Source organism: Mesorhizobium sp. LSJC280B00 (genome assembly GCF_000502835.1).
Lineage (GTDB): Bacteria > Pseudomonadota > Alphaproteobacteria > Rhizobiales > Rhizobiaceae > Mesorhizobium.
This window is the reverse complement of sequence record NZ_AYVL01000008.1, coordinates 201471-224292: the sequence shown is the minus strand read 5'-3', so window position 1 is coordinate 224292 and position 22822 is coordinate 201471. Positions and strand designations below refer to the sequence as shown.

Below are 22822 nucleotides of genomic sequence, written 5' to 3'. Positions count from 1 at the left end.
TTGTTTCACCGGAAACGATTTGCTACACGCCGCGGGCCGGTTGGTTCCGGCTCCTACCACGTGCGGTCGTGGCGGAATTGGTAGACGCGCAGCGTTGAGGTCGCTGTGGGGCAACCCGTGGAAGTTCGAGTCTTCTCGACCGCACCATCAAATTCGTGAACTTGGCCATCTAAGCCATTGAAACTCCAGTCCGGCAGAGCACCCGTTGATGAGGGCGCTTGGCGTTCTTGCCGAAATGCGATACAATTTGGGATACAAACTGAGATACATCGCGAGTTTGGCCCATGCGAAAAGAGGCCGTCGCAGAGCCCGCCAGAGACCCGGATCGCTACCTCGTCCAGCGCGACGGAATTTTCTATTATCATCGGCGAATGCCCGCCAAGATGGTCGGCATCGACGATCGCGGCAGGTTCATTCGCAAGTCCCTGGGAACGGACGAACGCCGCCTCGCACGTGCCATGCGCGACAAGCTCGAAGACGCGGACAAGACCCTGTGGGCGGTGCTTCTTTGCGGCGGCGAGACAAGGTCAGCACTCGATCAGTATCGCGACGCCGTTCGCCGGGCTGAAGCCATGGGCGTTTCCTACCTTTCAAATGGACAGGTGGCAGGCTTTCAGAATGTCGATTCAATTTTAAAGCGTGTCGAGGCGCTGGAGCGCGTTCAAGCGGCCCCCGCGGTCGCCGACGCTCTCCTCGGCGGGGTGCAGGTGCCGCCGGTCAAAGTCTCCAAAGCTTTTGATCTCTACGCCGATGAGATCATGGCCCATGAAGTCGCGGGTAAGAGCCAGTCGCAGCGCCGAATGTGGAAGAAGGTAAAGCAGAGAGCCGTAAACAATTTCGTTGCCCTGGTTGGTGACAAGCCGATCGGCGACGTCACGCGTGAAGACGGACTGACCTTCTACCGGTTCTGGCTCAAGCGCATCGCGCCGCCGCCAGACATCGGAGCCGCGACACATTCGGCGTCTGCCGGCAATCGAGACCTCGGCAACATGCGGGATCTCTACAGGCGTTATTTCGCTCATTTGGGCGAGGAACAAAAAGGCACCCCATTCGATGACCTCCGCTTTTCGGAGCGTGGCAAGCGCCGTCGTAAACGGCCGTCATTCGAACCCAAATGGATAACCGATCAGATCATGAGGCCGGGCGCTTTAGCATCCCTGGATGCTCAAGCGCGTCGCTGCGTTCTGGCGCTGATCGAGACAGGCACACGCCCAAGCGAGATATGCAATCTTGATGAGACCGTGATCTTCCTTGACACGCCGGTTCCGTATATTCGCATTACCCCACGAGAGGACGCCGATGATCCGCGCGAGATCAAGACCGAATGGTCAGTGCGAGATGTACCGCTGGTAGGCGTCGCGCTGGAAGTTTTTAAGAAAAATCCGCAGGGCTTTCCGCGCTACCGCAATCGTGAAGAGGCGCTTTCTGCAAACCTCAATAAATTCTTTAAAACACACAAACTTTTCCCGACACCGAAGCACAAGATTTATTCCCTCCGGCACAGTTTCGAGGATCGTATGAAGGAGGCAGGTATCGACAGCGAGCTTCGCAAAATCTTGATGGGCCATACGATAGAGCGTGTAGAGTATGGTACGGGCGGATCGTTGCAATGGCGACGAGACGAACTCAAAAAAATTGCTTTGCCTTTCGATCCCGAGATCGTTTGAGCCGTTCCTGGATGCGCAGCATTGCGCCCATCTCTGCAATCAATTTCTTCTTCTCCCGTTCAAGACGCTCGTAAATCGGGAGATACGCTCGTCCTTTGTTGCCAGCCTTGTGGATAGCTAGGGCGAGCGTATCCAGAGCGCGGTCAATTCTGTCTAAGGTCACGGGCTCAGGAACAGTGCTTACCTGTGGCAGAACACAGGTCATTGTCTGTCCCGTCTGTTTCCTGTTCGGCGATGACACAGACGAGATAATGGCAGCAGGCGCAGGTGAGAAAAGCGGTTTGCCTCCCGCATCGTGCAGCGGCGATACTTCGACGTAGAAATCGGAAAACACGCTTGCGGCAACTCTGCACTGTCAGATGCAGCTAGCCACATCCGGCCACATGAATTGCTGAGCGGACTCAGACGGGTCGATGCCCTTGAACCGGACACGAGACCGAATCGATCCGCAGGCTGTCGGCGGGCCGGAATGCCTCATCCGATCCGACCAAACCGATCGGAGGACGCAGGCAATGCCGGATTTGGTGGGCTATAATTACCTGAGGAGAGGCAATCAGCTGATCCGGATCAGTGCGTGGGAGCGCGAGTATCTCGGGAGGTCGCTTATGATTACCTTATCATTAGCATTCCTCGATATTGCGGCACCTTTGGGGTGAGTTTGACAAGCTTCACACGGCGATCGCTTGGCAGGAAATCGGTTATGAGATTCGTGTCGGTTCAATGATGGGCGGGACCAACTGCGCCGAAAGCGAACAAATTCGAATACTTAATGTAAAGTCTTGGGTCATGCTGTCCGAATGCAGTACCGTGCGGGCGATCAGCCAACGATTGGCGAAATTTTGAACAGGCTACCATTACCGATGGCCTAGACACCGTTTTCGTCCTTCGTTGCCGCAAGAAAGGTATCGCCAACCGCCGGATCAATCCGATCAGCCTGTGGCAACGCGCAACGGCTCCAATGCTCAGCGTTTCGGGGGGCTGAAGAGGTTGATGACTGCCGCACCCGGAGCAGTTCGACGTATTTCCTTATTTCGCTTGGCCCGCAGAAATGCAGCCGCATCTTTAGAAGGAACGAACCGTCTGGCAGGACGGCGCAAGCAATTGATGGCAACGCCGTCGAGTGGATGGAGAAAGTCAGCGACAAACGATACCGCCGCTGAACGTTACCGGTCCGCAGCGTCTCGCACTTGGCTGCCAACTCACCCCAGCCAATACCTCGGCCCCGGCCCCTTGCGTCCTGCCATATCGGNGCAAGGCTACACCGGTCGATCGACAGGCAGCCGCAACCGATGCACTCGGTAAGCCCCGACCTCAGGCGCTGCAACTCGGCGATGCGCTGGTCGATGCGCTTGGTCCACTGGCCCGACAACCGCGACCAATCCCGACGCGACGGCACGCGATCGGCTGGCAACTTGGCGAGCTCGGCGCCGATCTCCTCGAGCGTCAGCCCAATTCGCTGCGCGAAGACGATGAAGGCGATCCGGCGCAGCACGGATCGCGGATAGCGTCTGTGTCCCGAGCCGGCCCGCTCGGACGCGATCAGCCCGCGCTCCTCGTAGAAGCGCAGGGCCGATGAGGCGACGCCGCTACGCCGCGACACGTCGGCGATGGTCAGCATGGAATCCATGCATGAACGAAAGCACGATTCCCGCTTGACTTCAAGTTAACTTGAACTTGTAGAAGGCGCCATAAAGCTTGAAGGAGCACCGGCAATGCAGTCGAATATTGATCTTCAGGGACTTCGCGTGGCGGTTACGGGCGGCACCTCCGGGCTCGGAATGGCGCTTGTGCGGCAGCTGACCGCGCCGGGTGCGTGCGTGGCCTTCGTCGCTCGCACCGCCGCGAATGTCGAACGCATCGCTGACGAGACGGGCGCGCACGGCATTGTCGGCGACGTCGGCAAGAAGGAGGACACCTACTCGATCGCGCTACAGGTAACTGCGAGCCTCGGCGGGCTCGACGTCCTGATCAACAATGCCTCGAGCCTCGGCCCTGTCCCTCTGGCGCTCCTCGCCGATACTGAGTGCGAGGAACTGGAAGTGGCGCTCGCGGTCAACCTGGTCGGCGCGTTCCGGCTGACGAAGGCCCTGTTCGGTGCACTTGCCGCGTCCGCACGCGGGGGCCGTGGCGCGCTGGTGATCAACATCTCCAGCGATGCGGCGGTGAACGCCTATCCCGGCTGGGGCGCCTACGGCACGAGCAAGGCTGCTCTTGCTCATCTGACGGCGATTTGGGACGAGGAGGCGAAGGCTCACGGCATACGGCTCTTCGCGCTAGACCCCGGTGATATGGACACCCCATTGCACGCGCTGGCGCTTCCTGACGCCGATCCGTCTACATTGAAACGCCCCGAGCTGTCCGCTGCCGAGATCATCGAAAAGATGCTCGACGCGTTGCAGGTCCGTGCTACGCTTCACGCCGGGGCAAATACATGATTGCCGCCGACCGTCCCGACCGGCGCGCTGCCAGGCTGTTGGTCCTCGAGGCGGACGGCACGACGCGCGACCTGCCGGGCGCTGGAATCAAGACGCTATTCGGTCCCGGCGATCTGGTCGTCGCCAATGACGCCGCGACCTTGCCTGCCAGCTTGCACGGCACGCATGTCCCGAGCGACGAGGCGATCGAGATCCGACTGGCAGGCTGGCAGTCGTTTCCCGATCCAACCCGTTTCTTGGCGATTGCCTTCGGTGCAGGCGATCACGGCACGCGCACTGAAGACCGGCCGCCTCCGCCTCCGCTGTCACCAGGCGATCGACTCCGGCTCGGCCCGCTTAACGCCGTCGTAGAGCGCCTTCTCGACCATCCTCGCCTTCTTGAGCTGCGTTTGCCAGGCAACCGCGCAGCGGTGCTTGCAGCACTGGCGCAGCACGGCCGACCGATCCAATACGCGCATGTTCGTGAGCCGTTGGCACTGTGGGATGTCTGGACGAATATTGCCGCCGAGCCGGCCGCGTTCGAGGCGCCATCGGCAGGCTTCGCGCTCGACTGGCGTACGCTCCAGGTCTGGCGTCGGCGCGACGTTGGCTTCGCAACGCTCACGCATGCCGCCGGCGTTTCTTCCACCGGCGATCCCGCACTCGATTCGCGTCTTCCCTTCGACGAGCCCTACCGCATTCCCGAGCGCACCGCAGCGCAGGTCGTGCGGGCGAAGCTCCGCGGCAGCCGCATCATCGCGATCGGCACGAGCGTAGTGCGCGCCCTTGAGGCAGCCGCCAATTCCGATGGCGGTGTGCGTGCCGGAAAAGGCATTGCGACAGGGCGCATGGCGCGCGGCACGCCGCTTCGCGTGGTCGATGCGATTTTTACAGGCGTCCACCAGCCCGGCGAAAGCCATTTCGAGCTCCTGCGCGCCTTTGCCGACGATGCTCTGCTCGCCAAGGCCTCCACAGCCTTTGCCGCCTGCCGCTACCGCGCGCATGAATTCGGCGATTCCATGCTGCTTAATCGCCAACCGCCGCTTCTATCGCGCGAACAAAATCGGGGCGAGGGGCTCGAGACGAAGGCTTTACTCGAGGTGTGCCATGATGTCGGCAGGATCGGTGGTATTTCGTGCTCGGCGCGCAAGGAAGTCGGAGCTATGTTACAGCGGACCAAATTCGGCATTTGACCCAAAGTCGAAGTTCCGAAGCCCTCACATTGGGTCCGCATTGCGGGCGAAGCGGACAACATGGCTTGCCGGGCGTCAATGCTTCGATACGTGCCACGGCAGGCAGAGCCTAGCAGGGTCCCAAGAATCGCAGGATTTCGGCCGCGAGCGCATCCGGTGCTTCCTCAGCCATGTGGTGACCACAGTCCAGGCCCTTCCCCTGCAGTCTCGCCGCCGTCCACGGTCGCCAAACTTCGAGAACATCGCCGTAAAGCTGCTCAAGGTCATCACGCAGCGACCACAGAACCATCATTCAATACGGCGGCCCGCCTCTCGGTCTTCCGCGTCGTGCAGACGGTCTATCGTGATACCTGCCCTATAATCTTCTATCATTCCCTGAATGACCCGCGGATCGTGAACGGCCGCGCTGTAATCGGCATAGGCCTCTGGGCCCATCTGTTCGGCGGAGCCACCATGCCAAGCATCGGGATCGGCATTGATAGCGCGCTCCGGCTTCTCTTGCTGGGCGAAGAAGAACCAATGCCACCACGCGGTTGCAAAGCGTGTATCACATCGTTCAAGCGCTTCGAGGATAGGAACGCCATCGAGCACGATGAGATGTGTCACCGCGGAGGGATGACCCATAGCAGTCCGAAAGGCGGTGTGGCTTCCCCGATCGTGCCCGGCGATTGCGAAGCGATCAAATCCAAGGTGCTGCATCAGGGCGATGTCAACGTTAGCATTGCTAATTGCCGTAGGTTCGGCGCATTTATCAAATGCACTGTCAATCGCCAATTGGCCTAATTGGTCAATCAAGTGTCTGCGCTAACCATATGACAGTTCGCGGTGCTTAGCGTCGTTCGACGCATTGAAATCGACCGACCACGTGTCAAGGGCGATCTCATTGTGGATGGGCCGAGGGCGCACGATGGCGAACCTGTCATCCCGCCAAAGGCGACGGTCCCGATTTCCACGCACTTCATGGTCCCCACTAGGAAGCATCACCTGAAGGCCACGAAACGCTACGATTTCACATTCGTCGATCACAACGGGCATCGGACGCGAAAACGGGGCATCGACTACAAGCCCGAGCGCCAACGCGTCAAGACGACGAAACTCAACTCCGAGGCGATTGCAGAGATCGCTGACCAAGACGAGAAGGCTCTGGCGTCGCTCCTGAAAGAGGAGATTGGGCGCTATGCGCGGCACGGTCGCCAGCATGGCGGGCTGGGGACCATTTCGGCAGTAAAGGGGAACGCGAAGATAAAGTCGATCTACCAGGATTGGTGGGCGTCCGACCGCGCTTCCGAGCGGCAGGACATCGTGGTCGAGAGCGGGCCGAAGATCGTCTCTGAGATTGGCGATGCGATCGTTGAGTACGCCTCAAAGCTTCCCGAAGATCGCTTGGCGAAGTTCCCGTCACTTTTGCTGGACCGCCTCGATAGGGATCGCGAGTATTACGGCGTGTCTTACCTCATCGTATACGCGTTGTGGCGGCTCAACCGGCTCGAAGACGCGCTCCAAACGGTATACGAGCGCTATGAATTCAAGCCTGCTCTCGTCGACAACATATTCCGGCGCTCGTACGTGAACCGGGTGCTCGAAAGGAACCAGCAGTACGGCTACAGCGACGTACTCGGGCTGCTGAATGGCATGCTGAGATACGAGCATCTGCATCTAGTAGAACGCGAGCTGGAGAAGATCGAATGGCTTGCTATGAATACGAGCGAGCACCCATTCCAGATCGCGCAAAAAATCACCTCGATTCGGGCGCTGCGAATAGCAAACCGTGAATGAAGGCTATGCGCGGTGAGCTCATTACGGTGGCGCTGTGGGGGCATTGAGCGATGACTGACGAGAGAGTTTTGCTGACCAAATGGTTCGGCTCTTTGAAGAGCCTGTTGCGGCGATTGGGATGCTGCTCTACGGCGCCTATCTTTACATGAGCAGGAGCAGTTTCCGCCAAGAGATGAACGCGGGCGTATCGAAACCGGACTAGGCTGCTACAACCATTCAAGTGGAAGCGAAGCGGATCGAGGGACAGAGAGAAATCGCACGCTGGCGTGCAAAATCGCGCCTTAGCGTAGAAAAGGCTTTGGCCCCGGGCTGAGCGAAACTGCGAAGCATGAGCTGCCGATCCCTTTCCAATCTACAAATCTACGCCACAGCCTACCATCAAGATCCGCAAGCGTGACCGCGAGCGCGCGGAGCGCGTCCTCTTGGCCGGTGGGCCGAAACCGTCACTCAAGAAAAACGGGCGATCGCACTCGCATGGGAGCGACAAGTGTGCGAACACGCGATCTCACGGACATCGGAATTCCGGCTGCTATCTGGCCCGGATGTGTGACGAGGGCCTGCTCATCAAGATCGGCTATGGCATCTATCGCGCCACAAATCGGAAGGCGGCATAATCGGATCTTGGCTAATCTCCGGAGAATGGCAACGTTTGCAGCGGTTCGATCGCTCGAATGGAAGCTATGGCGAGAAATCGGCGACGCGGCCAGGACATCCATGTCGATTTCAATGATGGACTGGACGGACTGTCCGGAAAAGCTAATAAAAATCAAAGCTTAAGGGGGTTTAAGTTGGCGATGCAGTACCAAATGCAGTACCGCTGAAGCGCAGCCGATGATGTTTTCAGGGTCGTAGGACGGACTTGCCGTTGCGAACGTCGGCGCGACAGGGCACTTACGGAGCCCGTGGTCGCAGAGGTTGCCCGAATGCACATTCGAGACCGGCTGAATCCCAGTCCGCGAGGTCTGCGGCGGCGCGATATGTGCTCTCCAGGACGACCATGAGGCTTGGTTCCGGATCGGTAACTCTGCGGATCGCATACGGCAGCAGGAATTCTCCAAGTCGTAGTGGGCGGCGTCGGCAAAGATCTTCGCCGCCGCGAAGCCTTTTGGTCGGGCGGTGGAGCGGTCGACTTTCCGGCCTTCTATTCCTACGCCTGTCCGAAACCGCTGCTCCTCTGACGCTTCTCCTTCGCACGGAGCTGTCGCAGCCCTCTTGGTGCGCGGACGCGCGGTGCGCACACAACTTGTGGCCCGATAACAGACCCGATAACAGAGTTGACAACTCTCTGCTGGTCAAAAACCTTCAAAGACGCCATCATGCAACAAAAATTGCAAGGATGTGCATCGTGGACGAGAAGGTCGAGGCTCCCAAGGACTATGAGGATCTCATCCGCGTGATACACGACCGGTATGATGGGATGAGCAAGTCGTACCAGAAGATTGCGTTGTACCTCACCCAAAATCCGAATGACGTCGCGGTGCGATCGGTGAACTCGATCGGGGAAGGCAGCGGCGTTCACGCGTCCAGCTTCGTCCGATTTGCCCAAGCATTGGGGTATGAAGGGTTCAAGGACCTGCAGAGCCTCTTCCAGAAACGATTGTCCACCGCGGCTCCCGGCTTCGAAGCCCGCGTCAAGGCGTTGGAGAAGGAACTGGGGGAGCGGACAGATCGCAGCGAGATGGGATTGATGCACGACCTTGTCGTCCGTGACATCGCGTCCCTGAAAGAGATGCTCACCGATCTTCAACCCGAGGATCTGGCAGAAGCCGTTAGCCTGCTCGAGAAGGCCGACGTCATCTATCTGATGGGACAACTTCGCTCGGCACCGGTCGTCGAACTCCTTCGCTATATACTGACCATGCTAGGTAAGCGCTGCGTGCTCCTGGATCCGGGCGGCGGACTGGCCACGCATATGGCCCGCGCGATGCGGAAGACGGACCTGCTGTTTGCGGTGTCGTTCCGCTTCTATGCGAACGAGGTCGTCAATGTTGTGGAAGAAGCCGTGGGGAGAGGTGTACCCATCGTGGCGATCTCGGACAGCACGCTGTCTCCATTGGCCAAGAGCGCGCGCGTTCTGTTCGCCGTACCGGAGCACGAATACACTTTCTCGCGCTCGCTGGCGGCTCCTATGTGTCTTGCGCAGGCTTTGACCGTGGCCTTGGCGGCCAGGCTTCAGAACAACGCAGTCGATCCCCGCATTCCAACGGTTACCGAGCGGTAGGGACTGCGAACCGCGAAACCTGGCCTCATTGCAGCATTTTCGGACCGCCGGCCGTCGATTCTCAATCAGTGTCGGAAGGCGAGAGCGCCATCGCCTTTTCAGGCACGGCCATGGGGCCGGATGCGGCACCGAGGACTGTCTGGTCGTAATCCACCACCGCACCTGTCATGAGCCCGGCATCGTCCGAAACGAGGAAGTTGACGGTGCGGGCGGCCTCGGCCGGATCGACCAGCCGGCCGAAGGGCAGGTTCGCAACGGCTTTCGCTTCCCAATTGGGATCGCCCGTCTCACTCGCCTGCAATTCTCGCTCGTTATCAGACGCCATCCAGCCGACATCCAGCTGGTTGACGCGGATGCGGTTCTTCATGACGGAAAACGCCGTGTTGCGGGTCAGCGTCGCCAGCGCCGCCTTAGTGGCACAGTAAACGTTGATGAAAGGCTGGCCGGCATGTTCCGAGATCGAGCCGATGTTGCAGATGGCGCCTTCAATGCCGTCGCGGATCATGCGGCGGATGGCCTCCTGCATCAGGAAGTAGGGTCCGCGCACGTTGACGGCGAACAGGGCGTCGAAAAGTTCGGGCGAGGTATCGAGGATGGTGCCACGGTCCGTGCGGGCACCGGCGTTCACCAGCACATGTATCTTGCCATAAACGCGCTCGGCCTCCGCCATCACGCTTCGGCAATCCTCGACTTTGCCGAGATCGGCCTTGACAAAGTGGACAGGCACGCCGGTGTCGTGCGTGATCGCCTCGGCCGCGGCACGGCCCTTCGCCTCGTTGCGGCCGAGAGTGACAAGACCGGCAGCGCCGGCTTCCGCCAGCCGGCGCGCAATGGCCGCTCCCAACCCCTGCGTTGAACCCGTGACAACGCAGACCTTTCCATCCATGCGATTCATACTTCAGCTCTCCACAGTGTAGCCAGCCGCGGCCATGACGCGCCGCAATTCCTTATGCCCGATCTTCGCCATTTCGAGTGGCGGACTTTTGACGGGATCCTGCTCGGCTTCAACGACGAACCAGCCTTCGTAACCGTAGGAGGCCAGCCGCTTCACGATCGCCTCGAAGTCGAGCGAGCCGTCACCGGGTACGGTGAAGGCCCCCTTTACCACTGCGTCGAGAAAACTTTCCCGGCTGCGGTCGAGCCCGTCCACGACCGCTTGGCGGATGTCCTTGGTGTGTACATGCGAAATGCGGGCGTGGTGCTTGTCCACCACCCGCAGCACGTCGCCGCCGGCAAAGGCCATATGGCCGGCATCGTAGAGCAGGGGCAGACCCTCGCCGGAATGCTTCATCAGCAGATCGACGTCCTGTTCGCTTTCGATCGGCGCGGCCATGTGGTGGTGGTAGCAAATCGGCATGCCCTGACCCGCGCACCATTCGCCGAAAGTGGTGAGCTTACGGCCGTAGGCCTTGATCTGATCGTCGTCGAGACGCGGGCGCATAGCCAGCGGCGTTCCGCGGTCGCCCTGAATGGTGCGACCCGTCTCGCCATAGACGATGCAGGGCGCGTTGGTCGCCTTGAACAACTCCATCTGCGCGGCGATGCGGTCCTTCTCTTCATCGATATTGCCGACCAGCAAGCGGCCGGAGAACCAGCCGCCACAGACGCTCATGGCATGCTGCCTCAGGATGGGCTCAAGCACCGCCGCGTCCATCGGGAAGCGGCGGCCAGTCTCCATGCCGGTGAAGCCGGCCTCACGGGCCTGCCGCAGGCACTCCTCCAGCGAGACGTCGTCGCTCAGTTCGGGAAGGTCGTCGTTCCACCAGGCGATCGGCGCGATGCCAAGCTTGGCTCTCATCGTCATCTCCAATCATGATTTTCGAATGCTGCTGGCTGCCTGCGCAGCGACAAAAAACTGCCGGAACAATGCTCAGGGAGTTTTGCATCGTTCCGGCAGGGGACGCCCCCGCGCGCCCGAACGGTTCAGACACCCACGCGCTGCTTCTTGCGACCTTCGGTTTGCGCGGCATGCGCGTCGCGGACCTGCTGGCGCCCGCTGATCTCGGGCACGCCGACGTCCCACCATGCATCCCCGGGCGTCCAGCTGAAGGCGTCGGAGACGATGGTAATGACGGTGGTTCGGTCGGTGGTCTTCGCCCATTCGATCGCTTGGCCGAGATCGGCAAGGCTTTCGACATGCCGCGCCAGCGCGCCCATGGCTTCCGCGTGCTTGGCGAAGTCGACCGAGAACGGCTCCTTGACCCGGCAGTCCTTGATAAGGTTATTGAAGGAGGCGCCGCCCTTGGCGTTCTGCAGCCGATTGATCACCGCATAGCCGCCATTGTCGCATACCACGAGAATCATCTTGTGGCCGGCGAGCACCGACGAATAGATGTCGGAGTTCATCATCATGTAGGTGCCGTCGCCGATCATGACGATCGGCGTGCGGGTAGGGTCGGCCATGGCCGCGCCCCAGCCGGCAGAGATTTCATAACCCATGCAGGAGAAGCCGAACTCGCAGTCGAAAGTGTTGGGTTCCTTCACCCGCCAGTTCTTCATCACCTCGCCGGGCAGTCCGCCGGCCGCGGTGATCAGCAGGTCACGCTCGCCCGCCTTGGCGTTCACCACGCCTACGACCTGCGCATAGGTCGGGACCGGCTCGTTGGTCGGCTTCTGGAAGCCGTCAAGCATCGTGTTCCACTTGGCGAACTCGATGCGACCCTTGTCTGTCCAGGCCCTCTCCGCTTTCCAGTCGCCGAGGGCACCTTCGAGTTCGCTCACCGTCTCCAGCGCGTCGCCGACGACGGCGAGCGCCCGGTGCTTGGTGGCATCCCAGCGTGCGGCATTGATCGAGACGAACTTTGCGTCGGCCGAGAAGGCGCTCCAGGATCCGGTGGTGAAGTCCATGAGCCGTGTGCCGACGGCGATGATCACGTCGGCTTCCGCCGCCAGCGCGTTGGCGGAGGTTGAGCCGACGATGCCGATCGGTCCGACATGCGCGGGGTGGTCGTGCGTAACCGTGCCTTTGCCGGCAATCGTCTCCGCGAGCGGGATCCCATGCCTTTTGGCGAAATCGCCAAGAACCTTCTCGGCACCCGAATAACGCACGCCACCACCCGAGATGATCAGCGGCCGCTTTGCGCCTTTGAGGAGGCGCGTCGCTTCGGCGAGCCGGCTGCGATCGGGCCGGGGGCGCGGCACCTCATTCACCGTCTGTTCGAAGAAGGCTTCGGGATAATCCCAGGCGATCTCCTGCACATCCTGCGGCAAAGCGATGAAGGCAGGCCCGCAATCGGCCGGATCAAGCAGCACCGCAACCGCCTGCGGCAACGACGAGATGATCTGCTCGGGATGGACGATGCGGTCCCAGTAGCGCGTGACCGCCTTAAAGGCGTCATTGACGTTGATGGTCGGGTCGCCGAAGTGCTCGACCTGCTGCATGACCGGATCGGGCCGGCGACTGACGAAGGTGTCGCCTGAGAGCATCAGCACCGGCAGCCGGTTCGAATGGGCGACACCCGCCGCCGTCACCATGTTCAGCGCACCCGGACCGATCGAGGTCGCCGCAACCATGATCTGGCGCCGGCGCTTCGCCTTTGCAAAGCCGATCGCTGCAAGCGCCATCGACTGCTCATTCTGGCCGCGCCAGGTCGGCAGCACGTGCTTCACCGCCTCGAGTGCTTCAGAAAGGCACGTCACGTTGCCGTGCCCGAAGATGGCGAAGACTCCCGGAAAAAGCGGAACTTTCTCGCCGTCGACGACCGTGAACTGGTTGCACAGATAGCGCACGAGCGCCTGTGCCATGGTCAGACGGACGGTGGCCCTGGTCATCTTTGTCTCCTCCCTAACGACGGTCTTTCCAAATCTATACGGAATGCCCATTGACAAATCAATATGTTTGCAACGATCATTGCAAAAATTCAAACCGGGAGGACTTCTTGCTCAGGATAGCTGTGCTCGGCTGCGGTCGGATTGGCAGGATGCATGCGGCAAACATCGCCGCACATCCTCGTGCGGAACTAGCCACCGTCTATGACATCGACGAATCGTCCGCGGAGACTGTCGCGGCGCGGCACGGCGTTCGCGCTTCGGGATCCGCGGACGACGTATTTGCCTCGGCAGATGTAGATGCGGTGCTTGTCGCGACGGTGACTGACACGCATGCCGACTACATCGAAAAGGCGGTGGCCGCTGGCAAACCCGTGCTCTGCGAGAAGCCGATCGATCTTAGCCTGGAAAGGGTGAACCGTTGCGCCGAAGCAATTTTGTCCAAGGGCGTGCCGGTCCAGATCGGCTTCAACCGACGTTTCGACCCCGGTCATCGTGCGGCGTGGAACGCCGTACGATCCGGCGAGATCGGCGACCTGCATCAGGTTATTATCACCTCGCGTGATCCGGGCATGCCGCCCCGTTCCTACTACGAGGTCGCGGGCGGGCTTTTTCGCGACATGACGATCCACGATTTCGACCTGGCCTGCTTCATGCTGGGAGAGGAGCCGGAGGAGGTGTTCGCCATCGGTGGCCGGCTGATCGACCCGGCCATGATGGCGGAGCTGAACGACTACGACAGCGTCATGGTCGTGATGCGGACCAAAAGCGGCAAGCAGTGCCACATCAACAACTCCCGAACCTCCACTTATGGCTACGACCAGCGCGTCGAGTTGCTGGGCAGCACCGGCATGGTGATCAGCGGCAACAGGAAGCCTCACGAACTGCGCCGCTACTCGGTCGCGCAAACCGAAGCCGCCGCGCCTTATCTCGACTTCTTCATCGAGCGATACCGCGAAGCGTTCGATGCCGAGATCGACGCCTTCGTCACCTGCGTCGAGAAGGGCGAGCCGCCGCTGGTCGGTTTTGAGGACGGGCGCCGCGCCCTGATCCTGGCTGAGGCGGCGATGAAATCGGCGGTCGAAGGCCGCTTCGTGAAGGTCAGCGAGATCGGATAAGCCATGTACGCGAACTACGGACTGTTCATCGACGGGAAGTGGCGCAAGGCATCCGACGGCGGGACGGCGCCGGTGACGAGCCCGGTGACGGAAAAGCCGCTGGGCGAGGCTCCGGTCGCCACCCGCGCGGACACGGAAGAGGCGCTGGTTAGCGCCGCCCGTGGGTTTTCCGCATGGAAATCCAAGGGTGGTTTTGAGCGCGCGTCCGCCCTGCATGCTATCGCGGACGAGATGATCCGCCGCAAGGACGAAGCCGCGCGGATGATCTCCAGCGAGACCGGCAAACCTATTGCCCAGTCCGAGCGCGAATGGGGGCTGGCGGTCGATCAGTTCCGCTGGTACGCCGAGGAGGCCCGCAGGATCTATGGGCGCGTCATCGAATCGCGCGTGCCCGGCGGTCGTTTCGAAGTTCTGCACGAGCCTGTCGGGATCGCAGCCGCCTTCACCGCCTGGAACTTTCCGGCGGCACTGGTCGCCCGCAAGGTGGCGCCGGCGCTTGGCGCTGGCTGCTCGACCATCGTCCGGCCGTCAAGTCAGACGCCCGGGACGGCGATGCTGATGGTCGACTGCATCCGCGCCTGCAATCTTCCTGCCGGCACCGTCAGCCTGGTCGTTGGGCCCACGAGCACGACCTATGCGCCGATCATGGCTTCGCCGGCGGTGCGCAAGGTGTCCCTCACCGGCTCGACCCGCGTCGGCCAGCAGATGATCCGCGATGCTGCCGACACGGTGAAGAAGGTGTCTATGGAGCTTGGCGGCAACGCGCCCCTGATCGTCTTCGACGACGCCGATCTGGATGCCGCGCTCAACGTCTCCGTGCCGACCAAATACGCCAATTCCGGCCAGGTCTGCGTCACACCGGATCGTTTCTTCGTCCACGAAAGCCTGCACGACGCCTTCGTCGAGGGCTTTGTGCAACGCGCCAAAGCGTTGAAACTGGGCGACGGGCTCGACCCATCCGTGCAGATGGGCCCGCTCATCAATGCCGGCCGGCTTTCCGAGATCGAAGACATCGTGTCCGACGCTATGAAAGCCGGTGCGAAGCTCGTCGCCGGTGGCCATCGGGTTGCGGCGTTCAATGCCGGCCATTTTCATGAGCCCACGGTCCTGACCGATGTTGCCGACGACATGAGGGTCTTTGCCGAGGAGAATTTCGGGCCGATCGCGGCGATCACCCGGTTTTCCTCGGATGAGGAGGCGCTCGAGCGGGCGAATGCTTCGCCAATGGGATTGTCGGCCTATGCCTTCACGTCGAGCCCGAAGCGTGCGCGCCGCACGGTAGCCGAGCTGAAGGCAGGCATGGTGGGCATCAACAGCTTCGCTCTCGCCGCATCGGAAGCGCCGTTCGGCGGCACGAAATATTCCGGAATGGGTCGCGAAGGCGGCAGCGAAGGTATCGGTGACTACCTCGACACCAAGCTTGCGCAGATCGTGTTCTGAGGAGGCCGCCTTGATCAAGAACGAGCTCAAGCAGATCTGGGCCGAAGGGCGGCCCACGATCAATGGCTGGCTTTCGATCGGCAGTCCATTCACCGCCGAGATCATGGCCGCGCAGGGCTATGACAGCGTGAGCATCGATGTCCAGCACGGCGCGCTCGACTATTCGATGCTGCTTCCGATGTTCCAGGCGATGCGTGCATCCAGGGTGGTGCCCATGGCGCGCGTGCCGTGGCTGGAGCCGGGCATCATCATGAAGGTGCTGGATGCCGGCGCCTATGGCGTGATCTGTCCCATGATCAACACGCCGGAACAGGCGGCTCAGCTCGTCAGCTACCTGCGCTATCCGCCGGCCGGCCAGCGCAGTTTTGGGCCGACGCGTGCCAACTTCTCGGCGGGTGCCAACTACGCGGCCGAAGCCAATGACGAGATCCTGGCTTTCGCCATGGTCGAGACCGCCGAGGCGATGCGCAATCTCGATGCGATCGCCGCAACGCCAGGGCTCGACGGCATCTATGTCGGTCCCGCAGACCTGACCTTCAGCCTGCACCAGGGGCGTCTCGCGCCGTCCTTCGATCGCGAGGAGCCTGACATGATCGCCGCTCTGCGGACGATCGTTGCGGCCTGCAAGAGGAACGGCAAACGCGCCGCGCTCCATTGCGGCACGGCCGACTACGCCGCACGTGCCATCGAATGGGGTTTCGACATGACCACCGTGTCAGGCGACTCCCGCCTGCTCGCAGCAGCGGCCCAGGCGTGTGTTGCCCGCTTTCGCGAATTGACCGGCGCGAAGCCCGCCTCTCTTGAAGCCGGCAAGGGAGGCTATTGATGCCGCACGTTCTGGTCGCCGGAAAACTTCATCCGAGCGGCATCGAACTTCTCGATGCGTCGCCCGGCGTCACCTACGACTATGTCGAAGATGTCTCCGAACCAAGCTACGCACCTCTGATCGGCAAGGCCGATGGCCTCGTCATTCGCACCCAGCCCTTGTCGGCTCCGACCGTCGCACGCGCCGAGAGGTTGAAGATCGTCTCGCGCCATGGCGTCGGCTACGACGCTGTGGATCTATCCTCCCTCAATCGGCGCGGGATCGCTCTCGCGATCGTCGGCGATGTGAACTCGGTGTCGGTGGCCGAGCACGCCATGATGCTGTTGCTGGCGGCAACCAAGCGGCTGATCCGAGCGGATCGTTCGGTGCGCGGTAACGAATGGGGTTGGCGCAACCGGCTGGAGCCAAGCGAACTCTCGGGCAAGCGGCTTCTGATCCTCGGGTTCGGCCGGATCGGCCGCCACCTGGCGCGCATGGCGGCGGCATTCGGCATGGACGTGCGTGCCTATGATCCATTCCTTGAGAGGCAAGGCTGGCCGGAGGGGCCGGTCGCGCCGGTGAGCGATTTGCAAACGGGACTCGCCTGGGCCGATGCGATCTCCGTCAACGTACCCAAGGCCGAGCGCCCGGTGATCGGCCCCGTGGAACTCTCGGCGATGAAACCGACTGCTGTTCTCATCAACACAGCGCGGGGCGGCATCGTCGACGAGGCGGCGCTGATCGCGGCGCTGCGAGCGGGGCGCATCGCAGCGGCCGGTATCGACGTCTTCGACGATGAACCACCCGCCGCGGACCATCCGCTCTTCGGCTTCGACCAGGTGATTCTGACGCCGCACATTGCCGGGCTCACCGCCGAGTGCGGCGAGCGCATGGCAATCTCGTCCGTGCAGAACGTGCTCGATTTTTTCGCCGGGCGGATCGACTCAGCGCTGGTGGTAAACGGAGCCGAGTTGAATGGCCGGTGAAAAACCTCAACTCAGAATCGGCCTGATCGGCACCGGCTTCATGGGCAAGACCCATGTGTTCGGCTTTGCTGCCGCACAACGTGTCTTCGATCTTCCCTACGAACTGGTGCTCCACACGGTTGCGGACAGAACCGAGGACCTCGCCGCGCAGGCGGGGCAGGCCTTGGGGTTCGCGCGGGCGAGCGGGGACTGGAGGCGTCTGGTCGAGGACCCGGAGATCGATATGATCGATATCACGGCGCCGAACGGCTTCCACAAGGAGATGGCGCTCGCCGCCATTGCCGCCGGCAAGCACGTCTATTGCGAGAAGCCGCTGGCGCCCCTTGCGGCGGATGCCCGACGGATGGCCGAGGCGGCGGAAGCGGCCGGCGTCAGGACGCAGGTCGGGTTCAATTATCTCTGCAACCCGCTGCTCGCGCTGGCGCGGCAGATGATCCGCGCGGGCGAGTTGGGCGAGATCCGCAGCTATCGCGGCATTCACGCCGAGGACTACATGGCGGATTCGGAAAGCCCATTTACCTTCCGGCACGATCCTGTCGGCGGTGGCGTATTGGCGGATCTGGGCAGCCATGCTCTGGCCACGGCGGAGTTTCTGCTTGGCTCGGTGGAACGGGTCCTCGGCGATTCCGTCACCGTCATAGCGAGCCGTCCGGATGGCCGAGGCGGGCGCCGGACCATCGAGGTCGACGACATCGGTCGCGCATTTCTGCGTTTTGCCAATGGTGCATCCGGCAGCATCGAAGCGAGCTGGGTCGCCACCGGCCGCAAGATGCAGCACGATTTCGAGGTTTATGGCACCAAGGGGGCGCTCGTCTTCAGCCAGGAGCGCTTCAACGAGCTGCATTTCTACAGCACGGCCGATCCCGGCGGCCGGCGTGGCTTTCGGCGCATCGAGGCCGGTCCGGATCACGATCCCTATGGACTCTTCTGCGTCGCACCAGGCCATCAGCTCGGCTTCAACGATCTGAAGGCTATCGAGATTGCGCGGTTCGTCGATGCGATCGCCGGGAAGCGAGACGAGTCTTTCGGCTTCCGGGCCGGCCAACGCATCCAGGAACTCGTGGAGGCAATTCAGGGCTCGGCCCGGGAGAGCAAGTGGCTGCGAACAGACTGATGCGAGGGAGAGTTGGTCGCCGCCCCGCATGCGTCTGAAATAAACGTTGCATGTTTGTACATTTTGCAATATAGATTGCAGCCGGAGAGAGGTACGTCGGCTGAGTGCTCAAGTCGACGTCGCACAGGGAGGAGAATGTGTCTGTGCTGGACGTACGAAGCGTCTCGAAAAGCTTTGGTGCTATCCGCGCCTTGTCAGATGTCAGCTTCGCGGTTGCTGCCGGCGAGGTGGTTGGCCTGATGGGCGACAACGGTGCCGGGAAATCGACCATGGTGAAGCTGATTGCGGGGAACTTCCCACCCTCCGACGGCGAAATCGCGGTGGACGGCAAGGTCTGCCATTTCCACAAGCCGATCGAGGCACGGGGCGAAGGGATCGAGGTCGTCTATCAAGATCTGGCCTTGGCCGACAATCTGACGGCCGCCCAAAATGTCTTTCTCGGCCGCGAGATGAAGAAGGGGTTTTGGCCGCTCCGCGTGCTCGACAAGCAGGCGATGATCAACCGCTCGGCAAAACTGTTCGCGGAGCTGAAGTCGGAGACGCGGCCGCGCGATCTGGTCAAAAAAATGTCAGGCGGCCAGCGGCAGGCGGTCGCCATTGCCCGCACCCGGCTATCCAACTCCAAGCTCGTGCTGATGGATGAGCCGACCGCGGCGATTTCGGTCCGCCAGGTAGCCGAGGTGCTGGAGCTGATCCGGCGGCTCAAATCGCAAAATGTGTCGGTAATGCTGATCAGCCACCGCATGCCCGATGTGTTCGCGGTCTGCGACCGCATCATCGTGCTGAGACGCGGCTCGAAAGTGGCCGACAAGGCGACGGAGAAGACATCGCCGGAGGAGATCACCGGCCTAATTACGGGAGCGATCCGTGATGCATAGCCAGAGCGACATGCTGAAGGAAGGCCATGCGTCCATCGGTGATGTGGTCGGCATAATAGAGCAGAGCGTTTTCCAGAAGATGATCGCCAGCCAGGCCTTCTGGGTCGCGATCGCGCTTTTCGTGTTGGTGGTCTTCATGACGTGGCTGGAGCCCAGCTTCGGCACGGTCGACAACGTTACCAACACCACCCGCAATTTTGCACCTATCGCCATCATGGGGCTGGGCATGACGGTGGTGCTGATCACCGGCGGCATCGATCTGTCGGTCGGCTCGGTGATGGGGCTGGTCGCGATCGTCGCCGGCCTGCTGCTCACTTGGCACCAGCCTTGGTATGTGGCGTTTGGCGCGGGTCTGCTCGCAGGCATCGCCTGCGGAGCCTTTAACGGTTTCTTCGTGGCCTATATCGGCATGCCGTCCTTCGTGGTGACGCTAGGCATGCTGTCGATCGCGCGCTCGCTGGCGGTCGTGCTGTCCGGCAACCAGATGCTTTACCAGTTCGGACCCGATGCGCCGATCGTCAAGGCCATCGGCCAGGCCAAATGGCCGAGGCACACGCCTGACGGCTGGGTGCCTCATTGGATCCCGGAACTGTCCTCGCAGTTCTGGGTGATGGTGATCCTCGCGCTCATCGTCGGCTCCGTCTTCATTTTCACCGCCTGGGCGCGCCACCTCTTCGCGATCGGGGGCAACGAGAACGCCTCGCGGATGACCGGCGTCCCCGTCGACTGGATCAAATTCCAGGCCTATGTCTTCTGCGCATTTACCGCATCGATCGCGTCCCTGCTGCTGCTCGGCTACAGCGGCTCGGCCATCAACGCGATGGGAACCGGCTACGAGTTGAGGGTGATCGCCGGCACCGTCATCGGGGGGGCCAGCCTGATGGGCGGCTACGGAACCGCGTTTGGCGCTGTGATCGGTTCGGCCTTCCTCGAGGTCATCCGCAACGCGCTGCTGATGGCCGGGATCGATTCGAACTGGCAGGGCGCCTTTGTCGGGGCCTTCATCATTCTTGCCGTGCTTCTCGGCATGCAGACCTCGGGCAAGTCGCTGCGGGCGACGCTGGAGGGTATGTTTACCTGGAAGCGCAAATAGAATCCGGCGGCCGCAAGCCGTCGGGGATAGTGGACGTCAAAACAAAGTGGAGGAACAGGTGAAAAAATACATTCTGACGGCGGCCGTGGCGTTTTCCGCGCTGATGGCAGGGCAGGCCTATGCCCAGCAGAAATACGTCTTCGCCCTTGTGCCGAAGAACATGAACAATCCTTTCTTCGACCAGGCTCGTGACGGCTGCAAGAAGGCCGAAGCCGAATCCAGCGGCGCGATCGAATGCATGTATATCGGCCCCGGCGAGCATGGCGGCGGCGAGGAGCAGGTGCAGATCGTGCAGGACCTGGTGGCCAAGAAGGTCGACGGCATCGCCGTCGCCCCGTCGAACGCCGCGGCAATGGCCGTCGCGCTTCAGGCCGCCAAGGAAGCGGGCATTCCCGTGCTTACCTGGGACTCGGATGTGCTACCGGAGAACAAGGACCTGCGTGTCGCCTATATCGGCACGCACAATTACGAAATTGGCGTCAACCTCGCCAAGATCGTGCAGACCATCAAGCCGAAAGGCGGCACCATCTGTATCCAGTCGGGCGGAGCTGCCGCGGCCAACCACAATGAGCGCATGAAGGGTATACGCGATACGCTGGCCGGCAAGGAGTCGGCCGCCTCGCCAGGTGATGCCCTGACCGGCCAGAACGGCTGGACGGAAGCACCGGGCTGCCCTCTCTATACCAACGACGACTTCCCTCTGTCGGTTCAGCAGTTCCAGGACTTCATGGCGAAGACGCCAAACCTCGACGCCTTCGTGCCGACAGGCGGCTTTCCGCAATTCATACCGGATGCGAATCGCGCTGCGGTCGAGCCGTACAAGGATAAGATCGCCAAGAAGGAGCTGGCTCTGGTCGTCGCCGACACGCTGCCGGTGCAGATGGACCAGATGAAGGAAGGCCTGTCGCTCGGCCAGGTCGGACAGCGGCCGTTCGAAATGGGCTACAAGACCATGCTGGCGCTGAAGGACATCAAGGACGGCAAGCCCGCGCCGGCCGACCCGACCTACACCGGTCTCGACGTCTGCACCCCCGAAACCGCCGACACCTGCATCGGAAAGTAGGCGGGGGGCGCAACTCTGCGGCGGGCGAGGGATGACTCTTGCCCGCCTTTGCCCCTGAGAGGCGACAACAGACCCATCGAGCGACTGGCTCAAATCGACCGCTGCCGTCAGGCCTCAGAGACGCTCCGCTGGCCACGGCGTGACCATTTTTAGACGAGTGCCGGGAGTGATCCCATTCGGGAGGAGCAATTGAGAAAGATACGATATGCCGTGGTGGGCGCGGGCTGGATCACACAGGAAGCCTTTATGCCCGGTGTGTCCCAGACCGGAAACTCGACAATCACGGCGATCGTCAGCGGCTCGGCCAAAAACGCCGCCAAGCTCGCCGAATTCTACGGCGTGGAACACGTCTTCAGCTATGAGCAGTACGACCAGATGCTCGCATCGGACGTCGCCGATGCAGTTTACGTGGCATTGCCGAACTCCATGCATGCCGACTATGCGATCCGAGCCCTGAGAGCCGGCAAGCACGCGCTCGTTGAGAAGCCGCTGGCCACGACCGAGGCGGAATGCGAGGCGATGATCGCCGCCGCCAATGAGAGCGGAGCGTACCTGATGACGGCGTATCGGCTGCACAACGAGCCCGGCACTGTCGAGGTCCTGGAGCGCATCCGCAGCGGTGAGATCGGCGATCCCCGCATCTTTGCCGCGGTCTTCTCCTTCGTAGCGTCGTCCGACAATCACCGCCTCAAGGCCGCCTATTGGGGCGGTCCCTTGCAGGACATCGGCGTCTACTGCCTGAATGCCGCGCGCCATATCTTTGCCACTGAGCCGATCGAGGCAGTCGCGGTAAGGAGTTTCGGCAGCGCCTCAGTCGGGGAGGTAGAGGAAAGCATTGCCGTGACGTTGCGCTTCCCCGAGGGCCGGCTTGCGCAGTTCATTGCCAGCTTCGGCGCGGACAATTCGGATTTTTACCACGTGGCCGGAACGAAGGGGAGCGTAACGGCCGACCCTGGCTTCCGTTTCGAGACTGCCGTGCAAATGAAGCTTCGGCATGGCGACATCAGAACCGAAAAGGCGTTCCCGCAGACAGACCATTTCGCCGGACAGACCGCGTATTTCTCCGACTGCATCCTGAATGCACAACCGCCTGAAGCCGACGGTGGAGAAGGATTTGCCGACGTGCGCGCCCTGCTTGCCATTGAGCGCGCCGCCAGCACCGGTCAGCCTCAGAAGATAGACACGCCGGCACGGCAGGTTCATCCTACTGCGGATATGATCCGCATCTTGCCTACAACGGACCAGCGGCTGCTTCTCTGACGCGCTTTCGCCCGCGGAGCCGGCCA

21 protein-coding genes and 1 tRNA gene are annotated in these 22822 nt (G+C 61.6%); 15 read left to right on the top strand and 7 right to left on the bottom strand.

Going from position 1 to position 22822, the window contains the following annotated elements; genetic code table 11:
* Positions 1 to 62 precede the first annotated feature (62 nt).
* A tRNA-Leu gene (locus X773_RS53425) sits at positions 63 to 147 on the top strand.
* A gap of 137 nt (positions 148 to 284) precedes the next feature.
* A complete protein-coding gene (locus X773_RS53420) occupies positions 285 to 1667 on the top strand; it encodes a DUF6538 domain-containing protein (protein ID WP_023676607.1) in 1383 nt (460 codons plus the stop codon).
* On the opposite strand, the gene X773_RS76365 is transcribed toward X773_RS53420, so the two are convergent.
* Positions 1627 to 2001, bottom strand: coding sequence for a hypothetical protein (locus X773_RS76365; protein WP_156937337.1), 375 nt, complete (start codon positions 1999 to 2001; stop codon positions 1627 to 1629). The two genes, X773_RS53420 and X773_RS76365, sit on opposite strands and share 41 nt — an antisense overlap.
* A gap of 531 nt (positions 2002 to 2532) precedes the next feature.
* A complete protein-coding gene (gene soxR / locus X773_RS78105) occupies positions 2533 to 3285 on the bottom strand; it encodes a redox-sensitive transcriptional activator SoxR (protein ID WP_245274695.1) in 753 nt (250 codons plus the stop codon).
* A 94-nt stretch (positions 3286 to 3379) separates the two neighbouring features.
* Here soxR and X773_RS53405 point away from each other — a divergent pair, with 94 nt between their 5' ends.
* Both X773_RS53405 and X773_RS53400 read left to right on the top strand, forming a co-directional pair.
* A complete protein-coding gene (locus tag X773_RS53405) occupies positions 3380 to 4102 on the top strand; it encodes an SDR family oxidoreductase (RefSeq protein ID WP_023676605.1) in 723 nt (240 codons plus the stop codon).
* Complete coding sequence (locus X773_RS53400) at positions 4099 to 5274, top strand: S-adenosylmethionine:tRNA ribosyltransferase-isomerase (RefSeq protein ID WP_023676604.1); 1176 nt, start codon at positions 4099 to 4101, stop codon at positions 5272 to 5274. The genes X773_RS53405 and X773_RS53400 overlap by 4 nt, the downstream gene beginning before the upstream one ends.
* 288 nt (positions 5275 to 5562) lie before the next feature.
* On the opposite strand, the gene X773_RS53395 is transcribed toward X773_RS53400, so the two are convergent.
* Positions 5563 to 6069: an alpha/beta hydrolase gene (locus X773_RS53395; RefSeq protein WP_156937336.1), complete on the bottom strand. Its 507-nt coding sequence runs from the start codon at positions 6067 to 6069 to the stop codon at positions 5563 to 5565.
* Positions 6070 to 6099: 30 nt separating this feature from the next.
* On the opposite strand from X773_RS53395, the gene X773_RS53390 reads away from it, so the two are divergent.
* Positions 6100 to 7050, top strand: coding sequence for a hypothetical protein (locus tag X773_RS53390; protein ID WP_156937335.1), 951 nt, complete (start codon positions 6100 to 6102; stop codon positions 7048 to 7050).
* A gap of 891 nt (positions 7051 to 7941) precedes the next feature.
* Here the strand turns inward: X773_RS53390 and X773_RS78100 are convergent.
* Positions 7942 to 8049 carry a hypothetical protein gene (locus X773_RS78100; RefSeq protein WP_245274694.1) on the bottom strand — a complete coding sequence of 36 codons (108 nt, stop codon included), beginning with the start codon at positions 8047 to 8049 and terminating at the stop codon, positions 7942 to 7944.
* Positions 8050 to 8395: 346 nt separating this feature from the next.
* Between X773_RS78100 and X773_RS53385 the strand changes: the two genes are divergently transcribed.
* Complete coding sequence (locus X773_RS53385) at positions 8396 to 9271, top strand: MurR/RpiR family transcriptional regulator (RefSeq protein WP_245274693.1); 876 nt, start codon at positions 8396 to 8398, stop codon at positions 9269 to 9271.
* A 61-nt stretch (positions 9272 to 9332) separates the two neighbouring features.
* Here X773_RS53385 and X773_RS53380 read toward each other — a convergent pair whose 3' ends face one another.
* The 3 genes from X773_RS53380 to iolD form a co-directional block, all read right to left on the bottom strand.
* The gene (locus tag X773_RS53380; RefSeq protein ID WP_023676598.1) at positions 9333 to 10166 is read right to left on the bottom strand and encodes an SDR family oxidoreductase; all 834 of its coding nucleotides are present in this window, start codon (positions 10164 to 10166) and stop codon (positions 9333 to 9335) included.
* A 3-nt stretch (positions 10167 to 10169) separates the two neighbouring features.
* Positions 10170 to 11069 (bottom strand): myo-inosose-2 dehydratase, encoded by a 900-nt coding sequence (gene iolE / locus X773_RS53375; RefSeq protein WP_023676597.1) that lies wholly within the window; start codon positions 11067 to 11069, stop codon positions 10170 to 10172.
* A gap of 125 nt (positions 11070 to 11194) precedes the next feature.
* On the bottom strand, positions 11195 to 13042 hold the full coding sequence (gene iolD, locus X773_RS53370; protein WP_023676596.1) for a 3D-(3,5/4)-trihydroxycyclohexane-1,2-dione acylhydrolase (decyclizing): 1848 nt from the start codon (positions 13040 to 13042) through the stop codon (positions 11195 to 11197).
* 107 nt (positions 13043 to 13149) lie between these two features.
* Between iolD and iolG the strand changes: the two genes are divergently transcribed.
* From iolG to X773_RS53325, 9 genes are all read left to right on the top strand, one after another.
* The gene (gene iolG, locus X773_RS53365; RefSeq protein ID WP_023676595.1) at positions 13150 to 14157 is read left to right on the top strand and encodes an inositol 2-dehydrogenase; all 1008 of its coding nucleotides are present in this window, start codon (positions 13150 to 13152) and stop codon (positions 14155 to 14157) included.
* A 3-nt stretch (positions 14158 to 14160) separates the two neighbouring features.
* Positions 14161 to 15597 carry an NAD-dependent succinate-semialdehyde dehydrogenase gene (locus X773_RS53360; RefSeq protein ID WP_023676594.1) on the top strand — a complete coding sequence of 479 codons (1437 nt, stop codon included), beginning with the start codon at positions 14161 to 14163 and terminating at the stop codon, positions 15595 to 15597.
* 10 nt (positions 15598 to 15607) lie between these two features.
* On the top strand, positions 15608 to 16423 hold the full coding sequence (locus X773_RS53355) for an aldolase/citrate lyase family protein (RefSeq protein ID WP_023676593.1): 816 nt from the start codon (positions 15608 to 15610) through the stop codon (positions 16421 to 16423).
* Positions 16423 to 17388 (top strand): hydroxyacid dehydrogenase, encoded by a 966-nt coding sequence (locus tag X773_RS53350; protein ID WP_023676592.1) that lies wholly within the window; start codon positions 16423 to 16425, stop codon positions 17386 to 17388. Before X773_RS53355 ends, X773_RS53350 begins: the two co-directional genes overlap by 1 nt.
* Complete coding sequence (locus X773_RS53345) at positions 17378 to 18502, top strand: Gfo/Idh/MocA family oxidoreductase (RefSeq protein WP_023676591.1); 1125 nt, start codon at positions 17378 to 17380, stop codon at positions 18500 to 18502. Before X773_RS53350 ends, X773_RS53345 begins: the two co-directional genes overlap by 11 nt.
* A gap of 137 nt (positions 18503 to 18639) precedes the next feature.
* Positions 18640 to 19380, top strand: a complete 741-nt coding sequence (locus X773_RS53340; RefSeq protein WP_023676590.1) for an ATP-binding cassette domain-containing protein — start codon at positions 18640 to 18642, stop codon at positions 19378 to 19380.
* Positions 19373 to 20473 (top strand): ABC transporter permease, encoded by a 1101-nt coding sequence (locus X773_RS53335; RefSeq protein ID WP_156937342.1) that lies wholly within the window; start codon positions 19373 to 19375, stop codon positions 20471 to 20473. The genes X773_RS53340 and X773_RS53335 overlap by 8 nt, the downstream gene beginning before the upstream one ends.
* A gap of 58 nt (positions 20474 to 20531) precedes the next feature.
* The gene (locus tag X773_RS53330; protein ID WP_023676588.1) at positions 20532 to 21536 is read left to right on the top strand and encodes a substrate-binding domain-containing protein; all 1005 of its coding nucleotides are present in this window, start codon (positions 20532 to 20534) and stop codon (positions 21534 to 21536) included.
* A gap of 210 nt (positions 21537 to 21746) precedes the next feature.
* Positions 21747 to 22796: a Gfo/Idh/MocA family oxidoreductase gene (locus X773_RS53325; RefSeq protein ID WP_245274692.1), complete on the top strand. Its 1050-nt coding sequence runs from the start codon at positions 21747 to 21749 to the stop codon at positions 22794 to 22796.
* The last annotated feature ends 26 nt before the right edge of the window (positions 22797 to 22822 follow it).